This is a genomic window from Nocardia sp. CC213A (genome assembly GCF_030766805.1).
Lineage (GTDB): Bacteria > Actinomycetota > Actinomycetes > Mycobacteriales > Mycobacteriaceae > Nocardia > Nocardia otitidiscaviarum.
The window spans coordinates 193,383-211,213 of sequence record NZ_JASFXA010000013.1; the positions used below are offsets into that span (position 1 = coordinate 193,383).

Here is a 17,831-nt window from a genome sequence, read left to right on the forward strand (position 1 = left end):
GCTGCTCAGATCGCCCACTTGTCCGGATTCAGGTGGTACTGAACGATGGCCGTGGCGTGACCGTGGCCCATGCCGTGTTCGCTCTTCAGCCAGTTCACCAGGTCCTTGTGACCGCTGTGGCCGGATTCCCGCACGGCGCTGAACCATTCGTCCACCGTGCGGCCGTACTTGGCTTCGATGGCGGGGAAGTAGGACGCGGGTCCGTGAGGCTTGGTGGTCATGGGGTGCTCCTTGTCGTAGTCGACAGTGATGACGGATCGGCGGGGCCGGATTCGTCGTGGGGTGACGCGGGTCACGCGCGGGCGGGGGTTGGTGCGGCGGGGAGGAGCTGGCGCGACATCGGTGGATCCGGCGGTGGCAGCATCGCGACGTGAGCGCACCATGGCCCGCCGCGCGGCATGGAGTTCACGGCCCCCTCGAACGCGCGGCCACAGCCCGATACCTCCGTGAGCAGCGCCTCGCATTTCGGGGTGAACCGCTGGGGCGGGGGTCCGACCCGATTGACCGATTCGGTCGGATCAGGGTGATCCCGGACAGAATTCACCTTTCGGGCGGACGCTCATGCCGGGGCCGGGGCCTAGAGTGTGATCATGGCTGACGCAGTGGTGGTCGGATCCGGGCCGAACGGGCTGGCCGCGGCCGTGATCCTGGCACGCGCCGGACTGCATGTCCAGGTGTACGAGGCGGAGGAGACGATCGGCGGCGGCTGTCGCACCGCCGAACTCACCCTGCCGGGCTTCCAGCACGACGTGTGCGCGGGCGCGCATCCCATGGCGGTCGCCTCGCCCTTCTTCCGTGCCTTCGACCTCCCCGCACACGGTGTGGAACTGCTTGCGCCGCAGGTGTCCTACGCCCACCCGCTGGACGGCGGGGTGGCGGGCCTGGCCTGGCACGACCTCGAACAGACGGTGGACGGCCTCGGTCGCGACGGCAAGAGTTGGCGGCGGCTGTTCGGGCCGCTGGTGCGCAAGTGGGAAGACCTGGTCGGGTTGGCCATGTCGGATCTGCGGCATCCGCCGCTGGATCCGATGGGGTTGCTGCGCCTGGACCCCGGCATCGAACTGCGGTTCGCCAAACGCCTACTGGAACAGGCGAGTCCGCTGTGGAATCTGCGTTTCCGCGAACAGCTCGCCCCCGCCCTGCTGACCGGCGTCGCCGCGCACGCCATCATCCCGCCGCGCGCCATTCCGGCCGCCGGGGTCGCCATGCTGCTCGGCGCGCTCGCCCACGTGGGCGGCTGGCCGGTGCCGCGCGGCGGCTCGCAGGCCATCATCGACGCTCTCGCCGACGACCTGAAAGCCCATGGCGGACAGATCTTCACCGGCCACCGCGTGGACTCCATCGACGAATTCGAGGAGGTGCGCGCGGTGCTGCTGGACCTGGCGCCGGCCGAGGTGCGCCGCATCGCCGAACACCGTCTGCCCGGCCGCTACGACGCCGCACTGCAACGCTTCCGGTACGGCGGCGCGGCCTGCAAGGTGGATTTCGCGCTCTCCGGACCCGTCCCGTGGCAGGCCGTCGGTTGCGACCGCGCGGGCACCCTGCACCTGGCGGGCAGCCGCGCCGAACTGGTGGCGGCCGAACAGGCCGTGGCGCGCGGCGACCATGCCGAACGCCCCTACGTGCTGGCCATCCAACCCGGTGTGGTCGACGAAACCCGCGCGCCCGCAGGGAAACACACGCTCTACACTTACGCGCACGTGCCCAACGGCTCCACCCGGGACCTCACCGAGACCGTCACCGCGCAGGTGGAGCGCTTCGCCCCCGGCTTCCGTGACCTCGTCCTCGCCTCGCACGTGCGCACCGCCGCAACCATGCCCGCGCACAATGCCAACTATGTCGGCGGCGATATCTCGGCGGGCGCGATGACGCTGCGCCAGACGGTGTTCCGTCCGGTGCCGCGCTGGAATCCGTATCGCACACCGCTTCCCGGCGTCTACCTCTGCTCGTCGGCCACCCCACCCGGCCCGGGCGTGCACGGGATGAACGGCATGCTCGCCGTGCGCCACGTGCTACGCCGGGAGTTCGGCCTGCACACCGATCCGGTCGAACTGCTGGAATCCGAACGGCTGCACCGCAAACCGGTGTAGTCGAACCGGGCGCGGTGTCGTCGACCCCCGCCGCGGTCGAACCTGGCGTGGCCATCCCCGGTGCAGTCGAGCATGGCGCGGTCGGCTCTGGCGTGGTCGAACGTGGCGCGGTCGGCTCTGGCGTGGTCGAACGTGGCGCGGTCGCCCCTGACGTGGTTCGGATCCGGTGCGCTCGAACCCTCCGGATGTACTCAGACCGCGCGCGCGCGATACAGATCCGGCTCGATATAGATGTCGCGCGCGTTCGGCACCGCCGCCCGCACCCGCGCCTCGGCGTCGTCGATGGCCGCCGCCACCTCCGCGATCCCCAAGCCCGGCACGATGGACACCTTGGTGGCGACCAGCAGATCATCCGGGGCCAGATACTGGGTCTTCAGGTAGATCACCCGGTCGATGCGCGTCCCGTCCACCAACCCGGCGCGAATCAGGCGATCCTCCTCCGGTGTCGCTCCCTCCCCGATGAGCAGACTCTTCATCTCCACGATCAGCACGATCGCGATGACCAGTAGCAGCCCTCCGATGAGCAGCGTGCCGATCCCGTCCCACACGGCGCTGCCGGTGAGCATGGTCAGCCCGACCCCGAGGAAGGCGAACAGCAGGCCGATGAGCGCACCGGTGTCCTCGAGCAGCACCACCGGCAGTTCGGGATTGCGGGTGGTGCGGATGAACTTCCACCAGCTGGTGCGCCCCTTGAGCGCCGCCGACTCGCGCCGCGCGGTGGCCAGGCTGTAGGACTCCAGTGCCAGCGCCACCAGCAGGATCACGATGGCGATGATCGGATCGTCCAGCCGCTCCGGATGCCGGATCTTGGTGATGCCCTCGTCGATCGCGTACAGCGCGCCGAGCAGGAAGATCACCAGCGCCACGATGAACGAGTAGAAGTAGCGGTTGCGCCCGTACCCGAACGGGTGCAGGTCATCGGGAGCCTGCTCCGCACGCCTCCGCCCGAGCAGCAGCAACCCTTGATTGGCGGTATCGGCGGTCGAGTGCACCGCCTCGGCCAGCATGGACGCCGAACCGGTCAGGAACGCACCGACGTACTTCGCGACCGTGATCCCGGCATCCGCCGAGAACGCCGCCACAATCGCCTTCTTGCCGCCGCCTGAGGAGGACACGTTTCACACGTTACGACGTGCCTGGGTGGCGTTGCCGATTACGCGCCGGGCGGCGGTCGGCCAGGTTCCCGGGTTGATCACGCGATTGATTCGTGACCATATGACAGTGGACTGGACTAGACTTAGTCAATACCGTGGAGGGATGACGGCAGTGAATATCCACGAGGCCAAGACTCACCTGTCCAGGCTTCTCGAACGCGTCGCGAAGGGGGAACGGATAGTGATCTCGAAAGCGGGCAAGCCGATTGCCGACCTGGTCCCACACCGGGCTACGCCGGTGACATTCGGTGGCCTGAAGGGGCAGCTGGCGTACGACGACAGCGTCTTCGGTATCGATCCGGACATCCAGCGGATGTTCTATGGGGACGATGCCGATGCTCCTGCTTGACAGTCAGACGGTGGTGTGGCTGCTCGATGACAACCCTCGCCTGGGCACACGGGCACGATCCACGATCACGGCCGCCACGGAGGTCTACGTGTCCTCCGCGACGATCTGGGAACTGACGATCAAATCAATTCTGGGCAAGCTGACGATTCCCGTCGAGTTCACCGAAGCCGTCACGAGTCAGGGGCTCTCGGTTCTCGATATCACCGGAGCGCACGCGGAAGGCATCCGACATTTTCCGGAATTGCTGAGGCACGACCCCTTCGACCGATTGATCGTTTCGCAGGCGTACTGCGAGCGTCTTCGCTTGCTCACCGCCGACACCGTGCTACTCGGCCTGGAACGGGACTTCATCACCGACTCGACCGCGTAGCCGTTCGGTCGCTACGCGTTCGTGACGGCGGTGGCGCGGTACAGATCCGGCTCCAGGTACATGATCTTCGCGATCGGCACCGCCGCGCGCACGCGTGCCTCGGCGTCGTCGATGGCGGCGGCGATTTCGGCGATCTCCAGTCCGGTCACGATGGCGACCTTGCTGGAATCCGAACGGCTGCACCGCAAACCGATGTAGTCGACGCTTCATCTCCGCGACAGCAGCAGCGTCCCGATGCCGTCCGCTTCTCACGTCACGACGAACCTGGGTGGCGGTGTCGATTTCGCGCCCATCGCTCAGCGTTCTCCTGGTGGTTCAGTTGTCATGCCCGGTCATCGCATGTGTGGATTGCGGCGGGTGACGTCCGCCAAGCGGGTGAACACCGTTTCTGGGGCCAACCCCATCTCGGTGAGTTCGCGGGTCGGGATGGCGGCCGGGTCGTACAGCATGTGTAGCAGCAGATGCTCCGCGCCCATGCGCGTGGCTCCTTCGGCGGCGGCCATCTTCAACCCGTGGTTGAGCAGGTCCCACAGCCGGTGTCCGCACTCGACAGCACCCGCGACGCGGTCCTGTTCCATCTCGTAGTAGCGGCGCACGCTGGCGAGGCGGTCCTGCTCCTACTCGTCATCGGTCACGCGCGGCTCCGGTTCGAATCGGGCACGATCGTCCCGGCAGCCACGAGCACTTTCCAAGCAGCGCCTTTGGTCTCGCACGTGTCGGGGTGGCAGTCGATATGCACCTGCATCGCGAGTCGGGGTTCCTTGCGGCCCCAGTCGCGGTTGCGGTGGGACAGGCAGTCGAACCGCATCCTCACCACCCCCGCAACGGGAGATAGGTGCGCTCCGCTTCGGCTTCCAGGCGGGCTTGGATGTCGGCGAACGACAAACCGTGACGGTGCCGCGCGGTGGACTGCTGCCCGAACGTGGCGGTGAAGACGATTAGGCCGCTGACGAACAGGAGGATGCCGAGCAGTTCCATGGTCAGGCTCCCGCTGGGACGTCGATGAGCGCGCGCCCGGTCGGTGTCTCGACGTACGCGCGTCCGTAGCGGGTGAGCGTCCAGGTGCCGGGCCGGATGCCGACACGAGTGACGATGAACCCCGAGTAAGCGAGGTAGCCGATAGCGCGGCGGGCCGCTCTGGTGGTGATGTTGGCGCTGTCAGCGATCTGGGCGGCGGACAGGTGGCCGCCTGGAGCGAGGGTGGCGAGGACGCGCGCCTCGGTGATGTTCATCCCGGTCCCTCCGGTGTGTGCCGTGGCAGATATGAGCGTGGCCCTGACGTCGAGGGGGCGTGAATTTTCACCCGACGCTGGGCCACATCTGGACTATGCCACTGCTTAGGCTAGTGGCATAGTCCACTCGTCGAAGAGTGGAAAAGTTCCGGAGCGATTGCGGAATCGACCAAGACCTAGAGGGTGACCGGGAACTCCTGCCGGAAAGCCCAGCGCTCGGGCGGGTACACGGCCTCGTCGAACTCGATCGGATTATCGCCGCTGTCGTACGCGACGAGCCAGTAGACCAGTACTGCTGACGGTTCCGGCAAGCCGAGCACTTCGCGCTCCTCGTCGCTTGCCAGTCGTGCCGAAACCTGGTCGCGTGCGTACAGAGACCGCAAGCCGAAGACATCCGACAAGTACGGCAGCGTCCCGCCGCGAATCCCCTTCGTGGTATCGAGGAGTCGTGGTGCATCTTGTGTGAGCGCGGCGGGGAACCATGAGATCGACAGTTCGGTCGGGCCGCTGATCGCATTCCAGATGATCCGCCGCCGTTGAGCCACCGGAGCGCCGACCTCCAGGGCGAGAGCGGACGCGACGTGAGGCGGAGCGTCCAGGATGCCCGCGGAGGAGAATTCGACCTTCTCGGTCGACGAGTACATGGTGCCCATCGCCGCCGCGCGCTCGTAGCGCTCACGAGCTCGCGGGGCAGCGTGCGGCTCCAGCACGAAAGTGCCTGATCCCCTGCGGCTTTCGACCAGTCGCTGTTGGCGGAGGACCTGAAGTGCCTTGGCCGCTGTCGGGCGTGCCACCTTCCAGTCCGTGGCCAGCTCGCGCTCGGATGGAACCTCGTCGCCCGGTGCGAGATCACCCCGCACGATCTGGTCGCGGAGGTGTCCGGCGATCTGTAGGTACTTGGGAAGTACCTCCTCGATTTCTGGCAACGCAATCCTTCGAGTGAGTACCATATGCCACTAGCCAATATACGGCTCAAAGGAGATGGGTGGGGAGCGATGCACACCGCGTTGGCGATCGCCGCTGGCGGTGGCGGCGACGCCATCACCGCTGCCATGCTCGCCACCGCTATGCCGGAGCTCCGGGTCAGCGCGATCATGAGCTATTCGTGGGATCGGTTCATGATGGACCCCACGCCAGGTCCGCGATCGAGCGCCGACTTCCAGGGGCTAGCCGAACACGGCGGGGTCGCGACAATCTCGGCGACGTCCACGCTGCGGACAGGGACGTCCACGTTGCCGCGATTAGCTGGCAGCATTGCGCATCCGGTGCTGCTGCTCGAGGCGCACGGCGGTGCGGCCGGGATGGCTAGCAGCATCAGCAATGCAGCGGCGATGTCCAGCGCCGACGAGTTGATAGTGGTCGATGTCGGCGGCGATATCATTGCCGAGGGACACGAGATAGGGCTACTCAGTCCACTGGCCGATTCACTCGCTCTCGCCGCTGCCGTCCTCACCGGGATACCTACCCGCGTGCTGATCGCTGGTCCCGGCGTCGATGGTGAACTGTCGCCAGGCGAGGTTCACGCGCGGCTCTCAGACCTGGGCGCTGACCGGGTAGCGGGTCTGACGCCGGCAGATGCCGCACCGTTCGCCGACCTCTGGTCTTGGCATCCATCCGAGGCGAACTCGCTGCTTGCAATGGCGGCCGATGGCTGGCGCGGCGCGGTCGAGACCCAGCGTCGCGCGGTCGTAGACCTGACCGACGATACGACTGGGATCTACGAAGTGGACGCACAGGCGCTGGCACAGTCATCACTGGCAGCGCCCCTCGCATCAACGAATAGCCTGGATCAGGCGGAGCAGTTGCTGCGGGATCGCCGCAGCGGCCGGAGTGAACTCGATATCGAACGCCGCAAGGCTGCCGGGGAGCATTCCCACGACCGCATGCCGACTCTCCAGTCGTTGAACGTCATCGACGCGTACGGCAGCCAAGCGCGGGACCGCGGTATTGATGCGCTCACGTTGCGGCGCGTCGCCGAACTGGTCCATGCCGTCAGTCCGGCCACAACCTCGAAGCTGCGAGAACTGCTGGCCATGCAGCGTCCCGACAACTTCCATCCGCCCCTGTACGGGGTGCGCGCAGTCTAGGTAGGGCACGGGATCGTTTCGCAGGCGTACTGCGAGCGGCTTCGCTTGTTCACCGCCGACACTGTGCTGCTCGGCCTGGAACGGGACTTCATCACCGACTCGACCGTGTAGCCGTTCGGTCGCTATGTGTTCGTGTCGGCCGTGGCGCGGTACAGATCCGGCTCCAGGTACATGATCTTCGCGATCGGCACCGCCGCGCGCACGCGTGCCTCGGCGTCGTCGATGGCGGCGGCGATTTCGGTGATCTCCAGTCCGGGCGCGATGGCGACCTTGGCGGCCACCAGCAGCTCCTCCGGGCCGAGGTACTGGGTCTTCAGGTGGATGACGCGGTCGATCCGGGTGCCGTCGACCAATCGCTCGCGAATCAGCTCGTCGTCCTTGGCGGTCGCGCCCTCACCGATGAGCAGGCTCTTCATCTCCACGATGAGGATGATGGCGATGACGCCCAGCAGCACGCCGATGCACAGCGTGCCGATACCGTCCCAGACCGGATCGCCGGTGACCACGGTCATGCTGACCGCGCCGAAGGCCAGGATCAGGCCGATCAGCGCGCCGGCGTCCTCGAGCAATACCACCGGCAGTTCCGGATGCCGCGAGGTGCGGATGAACCGCCACCAACTGGCGTCACCCTTGAGCGGACGCGACTCCTTGACGGCGGTGATCATGGAGAAGGTCTCCAGCACGATCGCGATCCCGAGGATCACGATGGCCACCATGGGACTGGACAGTTCCTCCGGATGCTGGACCTTGTGCACGCCCTCGTAGAGCGCGTACAGCGAGCCGAGCGCGAAGATCACCAGCGCGACCACGAACGAGTAGAAGTAGCGGTTGCGCCCGTACCCGAACTGGTGCAGGTTGTCGGCCTCCTGCGCGGCCCGGCGCTGCCCGAACAGCAGCAGGCCCTGATTGCAGGTGTCGGCCACCGAGTGCACGGCCTCCGCCAGCATGGACGCCGACCCGGTGATCCCCGCGCCCACGAATTTCGCCACCGCGATACCGCCATTGGCGGTCATCGCCGCGATGATCGCCTTCCTACCGCCACCCGCAGCCACTGTGTTCCTCCCGGCCTGTGCCCGACCCTGCGCCGAATCGCCGCGGTAACTGTACTACCGGATCCGCGCGTGGATCGGTTTCGGATCGCAAGGGGCGGGGAGCAGATCACACACTGGCGCAGAACAGTTGCGCCGGACCGTCCACCGCCTGTGCGGTGATCGGCGCGTCGGTGGCGGAGATCCAGGCCGCGCGGCCGCAGGGGACCTCCAGGTAGCGGCCGTGCTGGGTCAGGCGCACCGCGCCCAGGGTGCACAGCGCGATCTCGGGTCCGGAGGCGGGCAGCGGGAGCGGTGGTTCGCCCTCCGCCAGTTCCACTCGCCGCAGGGTGAATTCCGCTGCGGGCGTGCGATACCGGAACACGCCCTCGGCCTCCGTCTCCGGCGCGACGATCGGGAGATCGAGGGGTTCGAAATCGAGGACACGCAACAGCTCCGGCACGTCCACGTGCTTGGGGGTGAGTCCGCCGCGCAGCACATTGTCGGAGTTCGCCATGATCTCCACCCCGACGCCGCGCAGGTAGGCGTGCAGATTCCCGGCCGCCAGGAACAGGCCCTCGCCGGGTTCGAGGGTGATGCGGTTGAGCAGCAGCGCGGCCAGCACCCCGGCATCACCCGGATATGCCTCCGCCAGCTCCAGCGCGGTCTTCACCTCGGCGGTGAATTCCTTGCGCGCGCCGTTGTTTCCGGCGTCGCGGTCGGACAGGTAGTGCACGCAGCCGTCGAGCACCTTGGGCAGCAGGGTGGCCAGCGCGTTCTGCGGCAGCGCGATCCAGGTGGTGAACAGGGTGCGCAGGCCCGCCGAATCCGGCTGGGCGGCAAGCAGGTCCGCGTAGGAGGAGAGTTCGGGCACCGCCAGGGCCTGGAGCAGGCGCACGGTGGCGTTCGGGTCGCGGAATCCGGCCAGGGCCTCGAAACGGTCCAGGGCGACCACGAGTTCGGGCTTGTGGTTCTCGTCGCGGTAGTTGCGCATGGGCGAGTCGATGGGCACGCCGGTGTGGTTCTCCCGCGCGAATCCGGCCCGCGCCTGTTCGAGACTGGGATGCGCCTGCAGCGACAGCGGCTCCTCGGCGGCGAGTATCTTCAGCAGGAACGGCAGCCGTCCGTCGAATTCGCCCGCGACGGAGCCGAGTTCGCGTTGTGGGTCGGCGGCGAGCAGATCCAGCAGCGAACGGTCGTGGCCGTTGACGCGCACGCGCGCCGGGTCGGCGGGGTGTGCTCCGAACCAGAGTTCGGCTTCCGGATGCGCGGACGGGACCGGTCGGCCGCACAACTGAGCGAGCGCGGTGCGCGAACCCCAAGCGTAGGAACGCAGCGCACCAACGAGTTCGTGCACTAGTAGTGTCCCCCGTCGTAGTGTCCCGGCGTCGTTGCCGGACGGGAACCGAGTAGTCGTAGATACGCCGCGGCCATCTCCAAGCGCAGCGCCAACACCGCCAGCTGTTCCAATTCTCCGCCTCGTCCGGCGGGAGCGGCCTGACCTTCGACGGGGGCGGGCGATCCCGCGCCCATGAGTTCCACATCGACATTGACCAGATCGGCGTCCACCAAACCCTGGCCCACGCCGAAGACGGCCAGCCGCCGTCGCGCCGCCACCTGATCGGCGTCCGCGGTCACCACGAACACCCGCACCTTGTCCACGGGGGCGAGACCGTCGAGCTGCTCGTCGTGGAACAACGGGTCGTAGCCGGGGGCGTCCACCCCGGCGGCCTCCACCATGCGGGCGTGCGCGGCGACGGTCTCGGCCAGATCGGCCGAGGCCACGATCTGACCGGCGGTGGCCAGCAGCACCTCGGCGGCGTGCTCGGCCAGTTCGATGGCGGCGGGGGAATCACCCGCCAGCACGATGCGCCGCTCCCGCATCCGGGTGGCGAGGGTTTTGGCGGGATTGTGGAAGGACTCGTTCTGCGGGCCGCCGCGCAGCGCCTCGGCGTCCAGCAGATCGGCGAGCGAACCCAGATCGGGGACCAGCGGGGCGATGCGCCCGGGATCCAGCGCCGTCAGCACGGCGGTGCCGACCGCCAGGAACCGCAGCATCCGATTGTGGTCGAGGACGGGCACACGCGGGGGCAGCACGGTGGCCCGGCCCGCGGCGACGGCGCGCAGCGGACCCTCGTCCGGAGCGGCGACCACCACCTCGGCGCCGCGGCGCAGCGCCCGGTCCACCGCCTCGGCCAGCCGCGGATCGCCCGCGTCGTCACCGGCCACCAGCACCACGTCGAGCGGGCCGACCCACGGCGGAATCGTGGTGGCGGGCACGACCGGGAGGTTGGCGCGGTCACCGAGGGCGGCGATGAGAATGCCCGCCGCCCGGGCCGCGCGGCCCGAACCGGACACCATGACCAGGCTGCGTGGCCGCATTCCGGTGAGGCGACGCAGGATGTCCTCGTCGATGGCCGCGGCGGTGGCGCGCACCTGCGCACCTGCCGACGCGGCGGAACGCAGTGTCCCTCCGGAGTCGGCCGCCTCCAGCGAGGCGACGTCATCGAGGTCCAGAACCGGTGTCCCAGCGATCATCGGGCGTTGCCACCTCCCCTCATCGGGTCACCCGCGGGCGAATCCACGCTCTGTGATTCCACTATTCCAGTCAGCCGCGCACGATGCTCAGAATCTCGGTTACGAGTGCGTCTACATCCTCCTGCGATCGGGCTTCGACGTTGAGGCGCAGCAGCGGTTCGGTATTGGAGGCCCGCAGGTTGAACCACGCACCCGCGGGCAACTGCACGGTCACGCCGTCGAGCCGGTCCACCGAGCTGGCCCGGTCGCGGAACGCCTCGACCACCGCCGTGGTCCGCTCCTTCGCATCCGCCACTGTGGAGTTGATCTCCCCGGAGGCCGCATATGTTGCATAGGCGGATGCGAGCTCGGACATCGGGCGGTCCTTCTCGCCCAGCGCGGCCAGCACGTGCAGGGCCGCCAACATGCCGGAATCCGCGCCCCAGAAGTCGCGGAAGTAGTAGTGCGCGGAATGTTCGCCGCCGAAGATCGCGCCGGTGGCGGCCATCTGCTGCTTGATGAAGGAGTGGCCGACGCGGGTGCGCACCGGGGTACCGCCGAGCTCGGCCACCAGCTCCGGCACCGCCTTGGAGGTGATCAGATTGTGGATGATGGTCGCGCCCGGTTCCTTGGCCAGCTCACGCTCGGCCACCAGCGCGGTCACCGCCGACGGGGAGACCGGTTCGCCCTTCTCGTCCACCACGAAGCAGCGGTCGGCGTCGCCGTCGAAGGCCAGCCCGATATCGGCCCCGGTCTTGCGGACGTACTCCTGCAGATCCACCAGATTCTTCGGATCCAGCGGATTGGCTTCGTGATTGGGGAAGGTGCCGTCGAGTTCGAAATAGAGCGGTTCGATGGTGAACTGCGGCAGCGTGCCCAGCACGGCGGGCACGGTGAAACCGCCCATGCCGTTGCCCGCGTCCACGGCGATGCGCAGCGGGCGGGACGCGCTCAGATCGACCAGTTCGTGCAGGTAGGCCGCGTAGGCGGAGAGCAGGTCCTGCTCGGAGGCGGTGCCCGCCGCGCCGTCGTAGGCGGGCACACCGTTGATCACCTCGTCGGTGATGGTGGCCAGGCCGGTGTCCTGTCCGACCGGCAGCGCCTTGGCGCGGCACAGCTTGATGCCGTTGTACCGGGCCGGGTTGTGCGAGGCGGTGAACATCGCACCCGGGCAGTCGAGATGGCCGGAGGCGAAGTACAACTCGTCGGTGGAGGCCAGGCCGATGTGGACCACGTCGAGGCCCTGGGCCTGTACGCCCGCGGCGAAGGCGGTGGCCAGCGCGGGGGAGGAATCACGCATATCGTGGCCGATCACGACCTGCCGCGCGCCCTCCTCGCGCATCAGCCGCGCGAACGACGCGCCGACATCCTTGACGAAATCCGCGTCGATCTGTTCGCCCACTACCCCGCGAACGTCGTACGCCTTGATCACTGCATGAACGGAATCGGCAGACCGGGCGACTGTCATAGCCAACACCCTAGTAGGAGAACCCCTGTGCTGGTCCGCCTGCCCGACTTCAGCGCCCGGTCGAGTGCGCATCGGGGGATCAGTTCGGTGGGTCGGGCAGGACCCGGAGGTGACCGCGGCGTCCCGTGCGGCCGGTGCGGGTGGTGCGCTGCGGGGGTGCGTAGTCGGAGTAGCCGGGTTGTTCCGGTTCCGGTGACCGTCGCCGTAGCCCCGCTTCGCGCACGGCCTCGGCCAGGGCGGTCAGGTCGTCGTCATCCGGTGTGCTGGACGAGAAGCCGCCCTCGTGCCGCACCATCTCCCACCCCTTCGGGGCGGTAATCCGGGACGCATGTGTTTCACACAGGTCCCAGGAGTGCGGCTCGGCCACCGTGGCCAGCGGCCCGACCACGGCCGTCGACTCGGAGTACACATAGGTCAGCGTCGCTACGGCCGGGTTCTTGCAGCCTGGACGGCAGCAACGACGCATGGGAATCACGCCAAGCAGGGTAACCCCCCTCACGCCTCGCCGGGGACAGACACGCTCAATGTTGCCGGTCTCACTCCGGCGGGTCCCCCGCATACAGGGCCTTTCCTGCCAGCGATCCGACCCCGAATCCCGGTGGGATCGACACCGCCTCCCCACCACCCGCAACCACCGCGTGTAACCCGCCGACCACCCCGAACCCCAGCGGCACACCCCTGTCCGCCACTCCGCCGAGCCGCGCACCCCCACAACGCGATCCGGGCCACCCGACCGTCGGCCGCCCCCGGAAGACTGCCCCGTCCAGACCGCCGGACGACCACCTCATCCACGCTACGAACACCCCTGCACCCGCTGTCCGCGTCGCGCTGCGTTGTGTCCTCATCGGCGCGACGGCTGCTGTTGCGTGTGCTTTCGGTGTTGCGCTGCGTTGTGTCCGCATCGGTGCCACGGCTGGCTCTACGTGCACTCTCCGATTCGCGGCGCGTCCCGGTTCTGGACTGACCGGAGCGGAGGAGCGAAGCGGGGGAGCGGAGGGAGGGAAGAACCGGGACTTTCAGCGCCGCGAATCCGCCCGGAGCGCAGCGGAGGGCAGATCGAACACAGCCGCGAATCCGCCGGAGCGGAGCGGAGGCAATCAACACAGTAGATTCATCGTATGACCCGTTCACGTAAGAGGCGACCGCCCACCGCGCGGTCGGTGATCCGCCGCGGGCGGGGTGTGCGCGGGCCGATGTTGCCGCCGACCGTTCCGGCTTGGCGCACTCGCGGCCAGCAGTTCGACCGTCTCGTGCTGGAGGCGTTCGCGCCCCTCGACGGCCGCTGGCACGACCGTCTCACGAAGCTCGATATCGCAGTCGACGACGTCCCGAAAATCCGTCCGCTGCATCCGGATTCGGTCACCTGGCCGGATGAGGTGGTGGCCGACGGCCCGGTGCCGCTGTCCCGGTTGATCCCCGCGGGCGTGGACCGCCACGGTGTGGCCACCCGCGCCCGCGTGGTGCTGTTCCGCAAACCCCTGGAGTTGCGCGCCAGCGACCCCGACGACCTGGTGGATCTGCTACGCGAGGTGCTGGTCCAGCAGATCGCCACCTATCTCGGCGTGGACCCGGACGTCATCGACCCGGCCCCGGAGTAGTCCGGGGTTTCCACCGCACAGACCCGGCCGGGACGTGTCCGGGGCTCCCGCCGCCCTCGGGGCGTCGGCGCTCGCCGCGCCGGATGCCACCGGCCGACGAGGCATCTCCACGCGTCCCGCCCGCCCGGCGTTCGCGCCGCGCGGACGGTCACCGGTGCGGTGTGGCCCCCGTGCCGTGGCCACCTTCCGCGCCGCACGTCCGGACTCGGTGGGTCTCCGGCCGACGCACGCATCGCCGTGGCCGATTGGATGGTGCCGTGCGTGTCGCGCACCGGTACGGCGCGATAGGTTGGTAGCTGAACGCGCTACGAGCGGGTGCCCGCACTGGGCAGGGCCGCAGTTGCGAGCGGCGACCCACCGATGTGGTCCGTGTCGTGGGGCGCGCTGCGAGACGACGCCGTGTTGTGAAGCCGCGCTGTGCCGCTCACCGGCTCCGCGCTGGCACAAACCCGGTCGTGTCGGTGCGGGGGTGCCGTGTGGGTGTGCCGCTGGGGAGGGTTGGTCACCCGCAGTGCCGTGCGGGCTGGGGAGTCGAGTGGGTTTGCCGCTCGGGACGATTGGTCACCCGTATGCCGCGGCGGGTTCGGTGCCGCGCGGATCGTGTTGGGGTGCTGGGACCTTGGAGTGCTGGGGAGTGGCCCGCCCTCATCGGATCTCGTCGCGGTGGTCGCGACGGGACCGGGGGCCTACTCGTCCCGCTGTGCTACCTCGCCACCGCGGCGGCGGGGTGGAAACTCAGGTGATGCAACGGGTTCCGCTGCGGTACCTCAGATGATGCCGCGCTTGAGGCGGCGGCGTTCCCGTTCGGAGAGCCCGCCCCAGATGCCGAAGCGCTCATCGTGGGCGAGGGCGTACTCGAGGCATTCGTCGCGGACCTCGCAGCCGGAGCAGATGCGCTTGGCCTCGCGGGTGGAGCCACCCTTCTCCGGGAAGAACGCCTCGGGGTCGGTTTGGGCGCACAGCGCCCGCTCCTGCCACTGTTCGGCGTCCATCTCCCGGCTCGAACGCGCGACGGCGTCGAGCATGTCGTCCATTCCGGTGACGATCAGGCTGAGCCGTGGCGCTTCCGGTTGGATCTGCGTGCGGGCCCACTGTCCCCCGTGGTGCCGTGTCGTCATGTCACCCCCCTCGTATCCGATTCGGTTGTCGGCGCAGAAGTCTGGTGCTGCGCCTGCTGTGGAATCGGTTTGCGATACACCGCCCGGAATGCCTGACGGGGCCAGCTCATCGGCCATCGCTCCGCCTCCTCACTGTGTGTTAGCGCAGAATGATTAATCCGTCGACAGCCGTTCCCACCGACGGCCCAACACCGCGACGTTGTCCCGCGGACATCCCCGAGCTAGCGCCATTCCGGTGCGAACATCTGTTCGAAAACCCGTTCGCGCCTTGCTCTCTCGCGCGAACCCGGAATGACATGCCTGTGATTAGACACGCCGGGCGTGGCGGTGGTCAAGCCGCCGAAGCTATTCCGTTACCATCCACGACCCCTTTACCCGAACCGGAGCGACTCAAACCAGCAAATGACCGGCAAATATGGCGTGCGGCGGGTTCGCGCGGCGACCGCATAGGCTGTGCGGATGTGACTGGAGAACAAGCGGAGAGCGCGCCCGGCGCCGGCCTGCGGATCGCGGTCCTGGTCGGTGGCGTCGGCGGCGCGCGGTTCCTGCAGGGCGTGCGTGAGCTGCTGCCCGGCGCGGACGTGACGGCCATCGTCAATGTCGGCGACGACGTCTGGATGCACGGCCTGCGTATCTGCCCTGACCTGGACACCTGCATGTACACCCTGGGTGGTGGCATCGACCCGGAGCGCGGCTGGGGGCACGCGAACGAGACCTGGAACGCCAAGGAGGAGCTCGCGAGATATCAGGCTCAGCCCGATTGGTTCGGGTTGGGGGATCGCGATATCGCCACCCATCTCATCCGCAGTGAAATGCTGCGCCAGGGATACCCGCTCTCGGCGGTCACCGAGGCCCTCTGCAATCGCTGGCAACCCGGCGTGACGCTGCTCCCGGCAACCGACGACAGGTGTGAAACGCACGTAGTAATCGATGATCCGGACAACGCTGGCGAACGCCGCGCGATCCATTTCCAGGAGTGGTGGGTTCGCTACCGGGCCAACGTAGAGACCCATGGATTCGTGACTATTGGGGCGGATGTGGCGAAACCAGCTCCGGGTGTGACGGAAATCATAGAATCCGCGGATGCGGTGCTGCTGGCCCCCTCCAACCCCGTCGTGAGCATCGGAGCCATCCTGGCCGTGCCCGGCATTCGCGGCGCGCTGCGCACCACCACCGCCAAGGTAGTCGGTATCGCGCCGGTGATCGGTGGAAAACCGTTGCGCGGCATGGCCGATGCCTGTCTGTCGGTGATCGGCGTCTCGTCCGACGCCGAAGCCGTCGGCAACCACTACGGCGCGCGCTCGGCCACGGGCATTCTGGACGGTTGGCTGGTGCACAGCACCGACACCGCCGCGGTGCCGGGCGTCGAGGTGCGCAGCGTGCCGCTGCTCATGACCGATCCGGCCGCCACCGCCGAGATGGTGCGCGAGGCCCTGGACATCGCGGGAGTCAAGCCGTGAGCGCGGAGCCTGTGATCGACCACGCGGTGGGCGGCGAACTGCGCATCCTGCCCGTCCACGGCCTGCCCGAATTCCGCCCCGGCGACGACCTGGCCGATGCCCTCGCGGCTCGGGCGCCCTGGCTGGCGGACGGGGACATCCTGGTGGTCACCAGCAAGATCATCGCCAAGGTGGAGGGCCGCATCGTGGCGGCCCCGGCCGAGCCGGAGGCGCGCGACACCGCGCGCCGGGAACTGGTGGCGCGGGAGGCGGTGCGGGTGCTGGCCCGCAAGGGTCGCACCCTCATCACCGAGAACAAGCTCGGCATCGTGCAGGCCGCCTCCGGGGTGGACGGCTCCAATGTCGAACAGGGCGAACTGGTGCTGCTCCCGGTCGATCCCGACGCGAGCGCCAAGGCGCTGCGCACCGCACTGGCCGACCGGCTCGGCGTGCGGGTCGCCGTGGTGGTCACCGACACCATGGGCCGCGCCTGGCGCAACGGCCAGACCGATACCGCCATCGGCGCGTCGGGCCTGCGGGTGCTGCACGACTACAACGGGGCGGTCGACGGACAGGGCAATGAACTGCACGTCACCCAGGTCGCGGTCGCCGACGAACTGGCCGCCGCCGCCGACCTGGTGAAGGGCAAACTCGCCGGTGTGCCCGTGGCCGTGGTGCGCGGATTCGAATACGGCGATGACGGCTCCACCGCCGCGGATCTGCTGCGCCGCGGCGCGGAGGATCTGTTCTGGCTGGGCACCGCCGAGGCCATCGACCAGGGCCGCCGGGAGGCGCTGCTGCTGCGCCGCTCGGTGCGGCAGTTCGCCGACACCCCGGTGCCGCCGGAGATCATCCGCTCCGCCGTCGCCGACGCCCTCACCGCACCGGCTCCCCACCACACCCGCCCGGTGCGCTTCGTCTGGGTGCGCGAGCGCGGGCTGCGCACGCGCCTATTGGAGGCCATGGCGGAGAAGTGGCGCGCCGACCTCACCGCCGACGGCCTGAGCCCCGAACGCGTGGAGCGGCGGGTCGCCCGGGGCCGCATCCTCTTCGACGCCCCCGAGGTGATCATCCCGTTCTGCGTGCCCGACGGCGCGCACGACTATCCCGACGCCACCCGCCGCGCGGCCGAGTCCACCATGTTCACCGTGGCGGTCGGCGCAGCCGTCCAGGGCCTGCTGGTCGCCCTCGCCACCCGGGGCGTCGGCAGCTGCTGGATCGGCTCGACCATCTTCGCGCCGGAGCTCACCCGTGATGTACTCCGCCTGGAGGACGATTGGAATCCCCTGGGGGCCATCGCGATCGGCTACCCGCCGGAGGAATTGGCGCCCCGCGAACCGCGCGATTCCGGCGTCGGTCTGGTGGAACTGTGAGCCGTCGA

The 17,831-nt window shown here is 68.5% G+C and carries 21 protein-coding genes; 7 read left to right on the forward strand and 14 right to left on the reverse strand.

What is annotated here, in order from left to right; translation table 11 throughout:
* Positions 1-5: 5 nt before the first annotated feature.
* Complete coding sequence (locus QJS31_RS23640) at positions 6-221, reverse strand: DUF4287 domain-containing protein (protein ID WP_282777790.1); 216 nt, start codon at positions 219-221, stop codon at positions 6-8.
* A gap of 369 nt (positions 222-590) precedes the next feature.
* Between QJS31_RS23640 and QJS31_RS23645 the strand changes: the two genes are divergently transcribed.
* Positions 591-2,090, forward strand: a complete 1,500-nt coding sequence (locus tag QJS31_RS23645) for an NAD(P)/FAD-dependent oxidoreductase (protein WP_306357708.1) — start codon at positions 591-593, stop codon at positions 2,088-2,090.
* Between the two features lie 191 nt (positions 2,091-2,281).
* Here QJS31_RS23645 and QJS31_RS23650 read toward each other — a convergent pair whose 3' ends face one another.
* Complete coding sequence (locus tag QJS31_RS23650; RefSeq protein ID WP_306357709.1) at positions 2,282-3,205, reverse strand: cation diffusion facilitator family transporter; 924 nt, start codon at positions 3,203-3,205, stop codon at positions 2,282-2,284.
* Between the two features lie 142 nt (positions 3,206-3,347).
* Between QJS31_RS23650 and QJS31_RS23655 the strand changes: the two genes are divergently transcribed.
* Both QJS31_RS23655 and QJS31_RS23660 read left to right on the forward strand, forming a co-directional pair.
* On the forward strand, positions 3,348-3,593 hold the full coding sequence (locus QJS31_RS23655) for a type II toxin-antitoxin system Phd/YefM family antitoxin (RefSeq protein ID WP_306357710.1): 246 nt from the start codon (positions 3,348-3,350) through the stop codon (positions 3,591-3,593).
* Positions 3,574-3,963 (forward strand): type II toxin-antitoxin system VapC family toxin, encoded by a 390-nt coding sequence (locus tag QJS31_RS23660; RefSeq protein WP_282777798.1) that lies wholly within the window; start codon positions 3,574-3,576, stop codon positions 3,961-3,963. The genes QJS31_RS23655 and QJS31_RS23660 overlap by 20 nt, the downstream gene beginning before the upstream one ends.
* Before the next feature lie 11 nt (positions 3,964-3,974).
* Here QJS31_RS23660 and QJS31_RS23665 read toward each other — a convergent pair whose 3' ends face one another.
* The 6 genes from QJS31_RS23665 to QJS31_RS23690 form a co-directional block, all read right to left on the reverse strand.
* A complete protein-coding gene (locus QJS31_RS23665; RefSeq protein WP_282777800.1) occupies positions 3,975-4,112 on the reverse strand; it encodes a hypothetical protein in 138 nt (45 codons plus the stop codon).
* A gap of 183 nt (positions 4,113-4,295) precedes the next feature.
* Positions 4,296-4,559 carry a hypothetical protein gene (locus tag QJS31_RS23670; protein WP_306357711.1) on the reverse strand — a complete coding sequence of 88 codons (264 nt, stop codon included), beginning with the start codon at positions 4,557-4,559 and terminating at the stop codon, positions 4,296-4,298.
* A gap of 35 nt (positions 4,560-4,594) precedes the next feature.
* A complete protein-coding gene (locus QJS31_RS23675) occupies positions 4,595-4,771 on the reverse strand; it encodes a hypothetical protein (protein ID WP_306357712.1) in 177 nt (58 codons plus the stop codon).
* A gap of 2 nt (positions 4,772-4,773) precedes the next feature.
* The gene (locus QJS31_RS23680; RefSeq protein WP_306357713.1) at positions 4,774-4,941 is read right to left on the reverse strand and encodes a hypothetical protein; all 168 of its coding nucleotides are present in this window, start codon (positions 4,939-4,941) and stop codon (positions 4,774-4,776) included.
* Between the two features lie 2 nt (positions 4,942-4,943).
* The gene (locus QJS31_RS23685) at positions 4,944-5,195 is read right to left on the reverse strand and encodes a hypothetical protein (protein WP_306357714.1); all 252 of its coding nucleotides are present in this window, start codon (positions 5,193-5,195) and stop codon (positions 4,944-4,946) included.
* Positions 5,196-5,371: 176 nt separating this feature from the next.
* Positions 5,372-6,145 (reverse strand): GntR family transcriptional regulator, encoded by a 774-nt coding sequence (locus QJS31_RS23690; RefSeq protein ID WP_306357715.1) that lies wholly within the window; start codon positions 6,143-6,145, stop codon positions 5,372-5,374.
* 45 nt (positions 6,146-6,190) lie between these two features.
* Here QJS31_RS23690 and QJS31_RS23695 point away from each other — a divergent pair, with 45 nt between their 5' ends.
* Positions 6,191-7,282 carry a DUF1152 domain-containing protein gene (locus QJS31_RS23695; RefSeq protein ID WP_282777810.1) on the forward strand — a complete coding sequence of 364 codons (1,092 nt, stop codon included), beginning with the start codon at positions 6,191-6,193 and terminating at the stop codon, positions 7,280-7,282.
* Between the two features lie 122 nt (positions 7,283-7,404).
* Here the strand turns inward: QJS31_RS23695 and QJS31_RS23700 are convergent, their stop codons facing one another.
* From QJS31_RS23700 to QJS31_RS23720, 5 genes are all read right to left on the reverse strand, one after another.
* Complete coding sequence (locus QJS31_RS23700) at positions 7,405-8,334, reverse strand: cation diffusion facilitator family transporter (RefSeq protein ID WP_306357716.1); 930 nt, start codon at positions 8,332-8,334, stop codon at positions 7,405-7,407.
* 106 nt (positions 8,335-8,440) lie between these two features.
* Positions 8,441-9,667 (reverse strand): mannose-6-phosphate isomerase, class I, encoded by a 1,227-nt coding sequence (manA, locus tag QJS31_RS23705; RefSeq protein ID WP_282777815.1) that lies wholly within the window; start codon positions 9,665-9,667, stop codon positions 8,441-8,443.
* Complete coding sequence (locus QJS31_RS23710; RefSeq protein WP_306357717.1) at positions 9,667-10,848, reverse strand: tobH protein; 1,182 nt, start codon at positions 10,846-10,848, stop codon at positions 9,667-9,669. Before QJS31_RS23710 ends, manA begins: the two co-directional genes overlap by 1 nt.
* A gap of 70 nt (positions 10,849-10,918) precedes the next feature.
* Positions 10,919-12,295, reverse strand: a complete 1,377-nt coding sequence (locus QJS31_RS23715) for a phosphomannomutase/phosphoglucomutase (RefSeq protein ID WP_306357718.1) — start codon at positions 12,293-12,295, stop codon at positions 10,919-10,921.
* Positions 12,296-12,374: 79 nt separating this feature from the next.
* Positions 12,375-12,761: a DUF3499 domain-containing protein gene (locus QJS31_RS23720; protein ID WP_029931564.1), complete on the reverse strand. Its 387-nt coding sequence runs from the start codon at positions 12,759-12,761 to the stop codon at positions 12,375-12,377.
* Positions 12,762-13,413: 652 nt separating this feature from the next.
* On the opposite strand from QJS31_RS23720, the gene QJS31_RS23725 reads away from it, so the two are divergent.
* Positions 13,414-13,893 carry a metallopeptidase family protein gene (locus tag QJS31_RS23725; RefSeq protein ID WP_162836498.1) on the forward strand — a complete coding sequence of 160 codons (480 nt, stop codon included), beginning with the start codon at positions 13,414-13,416 and terminating at the stop codon, positions 13,891-13,893.
* A 767-nt stretch (positions 13,894-14,660) separates the two neighbouring features.
* On the opposite strand, the gene QJS31_RS23730 is transcribed toward QJS31_RS23725, so the two are convergent.
* Positions 14,661-14,927: a WhiB family transcriptional regulator gene (locus tag QJS31_RS23730; RefSeq protein WP_169335033.1), complete on the reverse strand. Its 267-nt coding sequence runs from the start codon at positions 14,925-14,927 to the stop codon at positions 14,661-14,663.
* A gap of 584 nt (positions 14,928-15,511) precedes the next feature.
* Here QJS31_RS23730 and cofD point away from each other — a divergent pair.
* Together cofD and QJS31_RS23740 are read left to right on the forward strand one after the other, a co-directional pair.
* Positions 15,512-16,471: a 2-phospho-L-lactate transferase gene (gene cofD, locus QJS31_RS23735; RefSeq protein ID WP_306357729.1), complete on the forward strand. Its 960-nt coding sequence runs from the start codon at positions 15,512-15,514 to the stop codon at positions 16,469-16,471.
* Positions 16,468-17,823 carry a coenzyme F420-0:L-glutamate ligase gene (locus QJS31_RS23740; protein ID WP_282777824.1) on the forward strand — a complete coding sequence of 452 codons (1,356 nt, stop codon included), beginning with the start codon at positions 16,468-16,470 and terminating at the stop codon, positions 17,821-17,823. Before cofD ends, QJS31_RS23740 begins: the two co-directional genes overlap by 4 nt.
* The last annotated feature ends 8 nt before the right edge of the window (positions 17,824-17,831 follow it).